The 231-nt window shown below is 74.0% G+C and carries 1 pseudogene; it reads left to right on the top strand.

Annotated features, from left to right (window positions below):
• Positions 1-231 (top strand): annotated as a pseudogene (locus EXE44_RS19495) (sulfite oxidase); the annotation flags it as partial.

The following is a 231-nucleotide window of genomic DNA, read 5'->3' as shown; positions in this document are numbered from 1 at the left end:
TGCTCGGGTGGAAGCTCGCGCGAGTCCGCCGCCGGCTCACCGATCCCGACCTGTGGCAGCGGTCGACGGCGCTGTCCGTCCTCACGCTCGTCGCGGCGCTCGGCGCCATCGGCACCGGCGTCGCGTGGGTGTTCGGCCTCGACGTGCGGCTCTCCTACTGGACCCTCCTCTCGGTTCACGTCGGGTTCGGCCTCGCCTTGGTCCCGCTCGTCGCCGCGCACGCGGCGACCC

The organism is Halorubrum sp. SS7 (assembly GCF_005435055.1).
Lineage (GTDB): Archaea > Halobacteriota > Halobacteria > Halobacteriales > Haloferacaceae > Halorubrum > Halorubrum salinarum.
This window is presented reverse-complemented; position numbering and strand designations above follow the sequence as displayed.